We start from the raw sequence: 6830 nt of genomic DNA on the forward strand, positions 1-6830 counted from the left end.
GCATTGCTGGTCTGGGTCCGCTGGCGCACCACAAGGTCACGAACACGAAACGCCATGGCCGCGGCTTGTTGCCCTTCGCTCTTCACGGCAACGAACCGCATGGTCGGCCGCCGGGCGGCTTCGCAGATCGCTTCGGCGTCAGCGGCATCGTTCTTTTGCCGCTTCGCGAAAGGCTTGACGTAACCTGGGGCGATCAGCCGGACAGCATGCCCCACCTTCGCAATCTCCCGCGCCTAGTAATGGCCGCCGGCACATGCCTCGATGGCAAAGGTACAAGTCGATTGCGTGGCAAGGAACCTAAGCACCTAATCGCGGCGAATCTTTTTCCTGAACAGCACACTTCCCCACGCATCCCCGCCATGCACCTGGAACACATTTTTCGCCAGATCCAACCGATTGTGTTAATTTCCAATACAGACGCCTCCGTTCAAGTGATGATCAACGACACCGCGTTGGCACAGCGATGCCGTCAGGGGGCGTCTACCCCATCAATTTCGCGACCTATACGACGTCGCTGATCCGTAACTGGCTGGCAAAGCGGCCGCGCTCCATCTGACGCCAACCAGTCCATCCTCGCTAAATCAGGTCGAACGCTTCTTTGCCCTCATCACCGAGTGCAAAATCAGGCACCGCATCTACCGCAGCGTGGCGGAGCTACGTACTGGAATCACGTCTTTCATCAAACAGCACAACGCCGACCCCAGCCCATTCCGATGGACAAAATCAGCCGAAGAAATTCTTAGCTCCATCGGACGCTTCTGCGCTTACAATGCGCCAGCCAAAGCCTAAAACGCCATGAATTTCTGGTTCAATAGGCTTCGTTCCTGCCATGGCGCGAAGAGCGCTCATCACATGCGAAAGCCTTATAAGCTGGCGTGGCCGCCGACGCAGAACTTAGATGCGCGTAGAATATTTAAACTGGCTTTAACAGCTATCGCCGATAGGTGCAGTCAATCTGTCGCGGCTATTGGCGCCAAGACGGTGTCGCGGACATGCTGCTAGCGGCTGCGCCGCTGTGCCCAATCTGCAACCAGCTTGCCGTTGCCCCGGACCTCCTCGCACGAGCTTCAGCGTCTCGCGCAATGACTAGATAGCCCAGCTGGCGCACGAGCCGGCCTTGCCGATCGAGTTCATTTTCGCCGCGGCCTGCGACGAGCGCGCGGTGCGCGCCCTGAATCGCGGGTTGATGCCCTCGATGGAGAAATGCCGCAGTTGGCCGCGATATGATTATTCGACGTCGCGGCCACTCGCGTTCACTAACGACTCTCGGTCGAGTGCGTCGAAGACGTCCTGCACCTTTGGCTTTGACGCTCATCAGATAGGTTGAAATCCTAGCGCCGAACGAAATCGGCTCTTGATGTAGGATCCGTCGCGAGGCGGGGGAACTCGCGGGAAAGCCTTGGCCGCTATCTTGATCACAGAAAACTTCACACCACATCGGCTATAGAGCCGATCGCGCAGATCGTCGACACCGGCGAGATTCGTGATTTTGACGCTCCACGAGAAGCCGCAGACCTTCGCGACTTGCTCAAGCGCAAGCCCGCGCGCGGTGTGGCTTTCCTGCCAACCGGTTTGACCGAAATGGCCGTTGTCGAGGACGGCCACGGTCAGGTTGGCAGGGTTACGGACCGCGATGGTCGCAAGCGCCCCAAAGCTCATGAGCATATCGCCGTCGCCAGTGAGGACAAGCACCGAGTGGTCGGGTCGGGCCGTCGCGAGTCCGAGGCCGATCATGGCGGCGCTGCCCATGGCACCCCACAGGTAATAATTGTTATCGTGATCGCCGGCCGCCATGACGTCGAACGATGCCCAACCGATACCACCGACGACCAACAGCTTCTTCCGGCCAGCAAGCAGCCGTGCTACCGCCTCGCGGCGGTCGAGCGTACCGTACTGAATTACTTCACGCATTACGTTCCCCCGATCAATCGCTGTCCGAGCAGTACGGCGCACGCATGATCCCCGTTGAATGCCATAGTGGCTGCGCCATGCAAAAGCGGTGCGACATCCTTGGCACGGTCCACGTGCCAAGTCATGACGTTCATAAGGTTCAGCGCCTTCTCGGTTACGCGCCCCATGGGGCACTGCCATGGATTCAACTCTGCCCAATCTCCGCGCATGCCGACGACCATCAGAAGTGGAAAGCGCACGCAGGAATGGAGTGCCAGCATGTTGATGCAGTTACCCACGCCGCTCGACTGCATGAGAAGCGCGCCGCGTTCGCCTCCCAGCCAGGCGCCGGCCAGATAGGCGATGCCTTCCTCCTCTGTCGTCAGGACGATCGCGTTGATCTCGTTGTCCGCCTCGGCTAAGCGGATCGCCGTGGAATGGCTGGTATCCGGAACATAGACGACGTGCTTCACGCCATGCTGTCTCAGTACGCAGAACACGTCTTCTTGCCAGCCTTCCTGGCCAGCCACTGCTGTACCCATCTGCATTGCTCCCTTTGGGGGGGGGGCGGAGGCCGCTCGTCGCACGGAGAGACACGCCCTTCGCAGCTCGGATGTTTGGCTTGCCCGCCCGATAATTTCGAGACGATCTTCGACGGTGATCGGACCTCCGTCCAACGTCTGCACTCCAGAAGTGCAATCCGAACTTGCAGAGGCGTTCTTGAGCGTCACAATGACCAGCTCAACTCTTAGTAACGAGTTTCAGTGCAGTCCAAGGGCGCGTAGGCTACGTTTCGTGGACGAGACTGGGTCCAAACGACGAGACAGGTCACCGACTTGCAGACATTGCATGCGGCGATCCCCGCAAAGTGTGTAGTTTGTGTCAGCTGGATCTCTGTGAAATCTGCGAGCTTGCTCGACGACGTTCGCGGGGAACCGGTCGATGATCTTGACGCGCGCTACCCTGCACCGGCCGACATCGACCTGCTTCCAGTTCCAGCGCACGGTGTTTTCCGGCGTGGTGACATGAGCCTCGAATAGATCGAACAACCACTGGCCGTCATGTTTCGCGATGTCAACAAGGCGGTTCACATAAGAGCCGAGCACCAGCGTGCGCTCGCCGGTCTCCGGGTGGACACGTACAACGGAATGCTCGGTCTCGAACCTCGTTCTGGTAAGGAGTTCCTCATCACGCTTCTCATCGGCTTCGCTGGGGCACGCGGTTACGGCGAAATTGAACGCGCTGCTGTGAACAGCCCAGAGCTCGTTGGCAAGCCGTTGCAGCGGTGGCGCCAGGTCGAGATATGCGGCCGCAGTGTTTGCCCACACCGCGTCGCCGCCGATTAGTGGGATCACAACGCTTCGCCGCAGCACCGCAATCGTGGGATTGGCCTGCAGGCAGGACACATCGATGTGCCAATTGTCAGCGCGCACACCTCCACGTGCGGAATCAATCTCGAGGATGGATATGGTTCCCTTAGCAGCACCCGGCGGCGGTTGCATAAGCATCCTGAAACGAAAAGCAAAGCGCTCCTGCTCGGCATCGTCGAGATGACCCTGATCGCGAAAGAAGATAACCGTGTGCTCTAGCAGCAGGCCTTTGATCGCAGCGATGGTCTGGTCCGGCAAATCGCTCAACAGCTTGATATTCTCGATCTCAGCGCCGATGCACGCCGTGCGTCTGACGACATCGGGACGGGGAATGACATTTTCGATCAAAGCCGTTTCAGCCATGGTACTATTCTCCAACATTACGCTCTTTCGGCATACCGAGTTATTCACTCGGCTGTGACACGAAAGCATCCGTGGCACTGCTACTGATCAGTCCAACATGCAATTCGGCTATCGTGTGTCACCAGGCTCTTCTCGATAGTTGAAAACTCTTGTGCTGCACGACGAATGTCTGCGCCTGCCCGAAACCGCCGCAGCACCCGATGATCGCAATCGATCGACCCCCAGCGAACGCGCGTCAACCCGGCGATTGCGAACTCGCCGGCGTATAGCCTTAAGCCGGGCGTCAAGGTCGGCACTTCTCTCTGGCTCGTGGTCGATCACTATCGCTCGCTCAGATCGATGGCTTGCAGCATATCGCGCTCGCGGCTAGCGTTACATCTTTCCAGCGCTTACGCACCTATCGTTCCTGGTGGGCTGATATCACCCGATCCAGGTCGGCGAGACGACAGCTCACAATAGAATTGCCAGTTTTCGGCCTTGCGCCAACGCCTAGGGACCGGCGAAGCAACTTGCATTCATTCAAAGCTTGTTCAGTTTCCCGGGTAGTCGAACCTAATTCGATAGTTCAGTGTCGCCCACGACCGCCAGGATCCGGCTGGTCCCGCCGGCCGATACTTGTGCTGTGCGGTAGGTCTCCTCTCGCGTCATCGCTGCCCAGATGATCGTCGCCGTTTGGCCAGAGCGACTGCAGCGAGCTTGATCGGCTTGCGAGCGATAATGCGCCCTAGCCAAACTTTGAGTGAAGTTCTGCTTACCCCACGACCAGCGTATCGTGGATATAGCGCCAATGACGAGGAGCCGGCGGATAGTGCGATCGCCCATCTTCGTGATGCGGCCCAATCGTTCTTTACCACCGCTCGAGTTCTGCCGTGGCACAAGGCCAAGCCATGCCGGCGGCAAGGACGACAAGCGCGCAACGCGCACCGCGGCCGCACGATCAGATCGAAACGATCCTGATCGACGCATTCAGGAGGCGCTCTCACTCGTGTTCGCCAAGTTCGCCAGATGCAGACGCTGCGCCAGGTCTACCTATGGTTACGGCAAGAGGGAATCGCCTTGCCTGCAGTCAGCCGTGGCCCCGAGGGCCGTCGCGTCGAATGTAAGTTACCGTCTACAACACTCTCCGCCACATCCTGACCAATCCGATCTATGCTGGCACCTACGTCTTCGGGCGCTCTGGCCGTCGGGTGACGATCGAGGCCGGCCGCAAGAGAATTGTTCGGAGCTTCCGCCGGGAGCCCAGCACCTGGGAGGTTTTGATCAGGGACCACCATGAGGGCTACATTACATGGGCGGAGTTCGAGAGGAATCAGCGCTTGATCACCGATAACGCCAATGGGAAGAGCTTCATGAGTCGTGGCTCGGTCCGCTGCGGTGAGGCTCTTCTTGCGGGGTCCTTCGTTGCGGTCACTGCGGTCGTAAACGTCACGTTGCCTACAGCGGCACGCGCAGCAATGTCGGGCGCTATCATTGCCGCGGTTGCCAGATCAATCATGGCGGAGAGCCATGCATCTCATTCGGCGGCCTGCGTGTGGATGCCGCAATCAGCGCCGAAGTCATCGCTCGCCTGCAGCCGTTTGGAGTCCAAGCTGCGCTGTCTGCCAAGGAGGACCGCGGCCACAAGCACGCCGAGAAGCTCTTGAGCAAGCGCGCTATGAGGCCACTCAGGCTCGTCGGCGATATGAGACTGTCGATCCCGACAATCGCCTAATCGCCGGCGAGCTGGAGCGACGTTGGATGAACGGCTGCTGACCGCGGGCGCGCTCGAGGAACAACGCAGTGCACTGTTGGCCAAGCCGGAGAGTGCTCTAAGCGTGGCGGATCGCGAGCGGTTTCTTGCGCTTGGCTCCGATTCGGAGCGAGCCTGGAACAGTCCTGGGGCGACGACTGCCACGCGCAAGCGGATCATCCGAATCTTAGTCTACGGAGTCGTTGTACCCGTCGGCGATGTGGCAATTGAACTTGTGAGTCACTGACAGGGCGGCGATCACGCAGCGCTAAAGATCAGAAAGAACTGCGCGGGCCAACACCGCTGGAGCACATCCGCAGATGTGATCGACCTCGTGCGTGTTTTGGCACGCCAGATGCGCGACGGCACGGTCGCGGCGGTCCTCAACCGAGCGGGCAAGTCGACGGGGCGGGGCAGCAGCTGGACCCGCGCCCGCGTTCGCCACTTGCGCAACCAGCAATCTATCGAGCCCTACCGGGAAGGCGAACGCATGTAGAGAGGAGAAATCACTCTGGACGAAGCCGCCGCTGTGTTGAAGGTCAGCCCATCGACGGTTCGCCGTCTGATCGCGGAGCGAAGCTTGCCCGCGCACCAGCTGTGCAAGGGCGCACCCTGGGTGATCAAGGCGCTTGACCTGGAGCATCCCGAGGTCAGGAACGCCGCTCAGGCGCGGCGCGTCCGGTGCCTGTCGTCTAGCGATCTCCGCCAAAGAGAGCTTGAACTATAACGGCGTAGCGAGGTGGGCAGTATGAATCGGACTCGGGTGAGCCGAGGAAGTGAATCACCTCATGGCAGTCGACAAAGTCGAGGAGGCCAGCGCGAGAATGCGATTGCGATCAAGCGACGGCTAGAATCCTGCGAGCGTGGTCGACGGTTTGGTCATCCGCAGCGCCATCTTAATTCGGCGGTTCTCGCGCAACGTCAGGTCCAAGGTGTCGATTACCTGCAGTGCACCGGCTCCGCCGCGCTCGAGTTGACGTACGGTTGGTCCAGCACTTTCAAAGCTCTTGGCATCTTCAAGCCGACCAGGGTCTTGTGGATCCGGTCGACGATGGACGGTACAATCTCGTATTTCCTCCAGATCGAGATCGACTCCGGCCTCAAGACGGACGAACAGATGAAGCGAGCAAGGTTCATGGAAGAGACGATTATCGTGCTGTTGGAGGAGCAAGAGGCTGGGACGAAGGCAGTCCTGGCTCGCAAGCATGCTCTGCTACCAGCTTACCGAGCACGGAGCGACGCTTGGTCCGATAGAAGGTCGAGCGAGCCGCCCACGCTGACGCATTGTGCGAACTCATCGTCACTGGCACCAGCATCGGGGCCATGCCAGCAGCCGTCGAGCAACGTCGGGGCAATCGATTCAAGCGGGTGTATTGGACGTCGATGGCTGCCCTCCGAGCTAACGCTTTCAACCGTACGCAAGCAAGAGTTTGGTAATTGTCCACGTTCGGAAGAGCGGCAAGTTCAATGATTTAGCA

General features: G+C 59.4%; 8 protein-coding genes and 2 pseudogenes. 4 read left to right on the forward strand and 6 right to left on the reverse strand.

The window, feature by feature from the left end:
- The 5 genes and pseudogenes from H8A92_RS39040 to H8A92_RS39060 all read right to left on the reverse strand — a co-directional run.
- Positions 1-392 (reverse strand): annotated as a pseudogene (locus H8A92_RS39040) (IS110 family transposase); the annotation flags it as partial.
- 922 nt (positions 393-1314) lie between these two features.
- Entirely contained in the window at positions 1315-1911 is a 597-nt protein-coding gene (locus tag H8A92_RS39045) for a thiamine pyrophosphate-dependent enzyme (RefSeq protein WP_229200590.1), read from the reverse strand.
- Positions 1911-2432 carry a thiamine pyrophosphate-binding protein gene (locus H8A92_RS39050; RefSeq protein WP_229200591.1) on the reverse strand — a complete coding sequence of 174 codons (522 nt, stop codon included), beginning with the start codon at positions 2430-2432 and terminating at the stop codon, positions 1911-1913. Before H8A92_RS39050 ends, H8A92_RS39045 begins: the two co-directional genes overlap by 1 nt.
- Positions 2433-2651: 219 nt before the next feature.
- Positions 2652-3623, reverse strand: coding sequence for a TauD/TfdA dioxygenase family protein (locus H8A92_RS39055; RefSeq protein ID WP_229200592.1), 972 nt, complete (start codon positions 3621-3623; stop codon positions 2652-2654).
- 768 nt (positions 3624-4391) lie between these two features.
- Positions 4392-4514, reverse strand: a pseudogene (locus H8A92_RS39060) (transposase); the annotation flags it as partial.
- A gap of 254 nt (positions 4515-4768) precedes the next feature.
- On the opposite strand from H8A92_RS39060, the gene H8A92_RS39065 reads away from it, so the two are divergent.
- The 4 genes from H8A92_RS39065 to H8A92_RS39080 all read left to right on the forward strand — a co-directional run bounded on the left by H8A92_RS39065 (position 4769) and on the right by H8A92_RS39080 (position 6079).
- Positions 4769-5266: a recombinase family protein gene (locus tag H8A92_RS39065; protein ID WP_229200596.1), complete on the forward strand. Its 498-nt coding sequence runs from the start codon at positions 4769-4771 to the stop codon at positions 5264-5266.
- Between the two features lie 90 nt (positions 5267-5356).
- Entirely contained in the window at positions 5357-5599 is a 243-nt protein-coding gene (locus H8A92_RS39070) for a hypothetical protein (protein ID WP_229200593.1), read from the forward strand.
- Between the two features lie 75 nt (positions 5600-5674).
- Positions 5675-5848, forward strand: a complete 174-nt coding sequence (locus H8A92_RS39075) for a hypothetical protein (RefSeq protein ID WP_229200594.1) — start codon at positions 5675-5677, stop codon at positions 5846-5848.
- A 33-nt stretch (positions 5849-5881) separates the two neighbouring features.
- Positions 5882-6079, forward strand: a complete 198-nt coding sequence (locus H8A92_RS39080) for a helix-turn-helix domain-containing protein (protein WP_229200595.1) — start codon at positions 5882-5884, stop codon at positions 6077-6079.
- Positions 6080-6199: 120 nt separating this feature from the next.
- Here the strand turns inward: H8A92_RS39080 and H8A92_RS39085 are convergent, their stop codons facing one another.
- The gene (locus tag H8A92_RS39085; protein WP_274613587.1) at positions 6200-6559 is read right to left on the reverse strand and encodes a hypothetical protein; all 360 of its coding nucleotides are present in this window, start codon (positions 6557-6559) and stop codon (positions 6200-6202) included.
- Positions 6560-6830 lie beyond the last annotated feature (271 nt).

The organism is Bradyrhizobium acaciae (assembly GCF_020889785.1).
Lineage (GTDB): Bacteria > Pseudomonadota > Alphaproteobacteria > Rhizobiales > Xanthobacteraceae > Bradyrhizobium > Bradyrhizobium acaciae.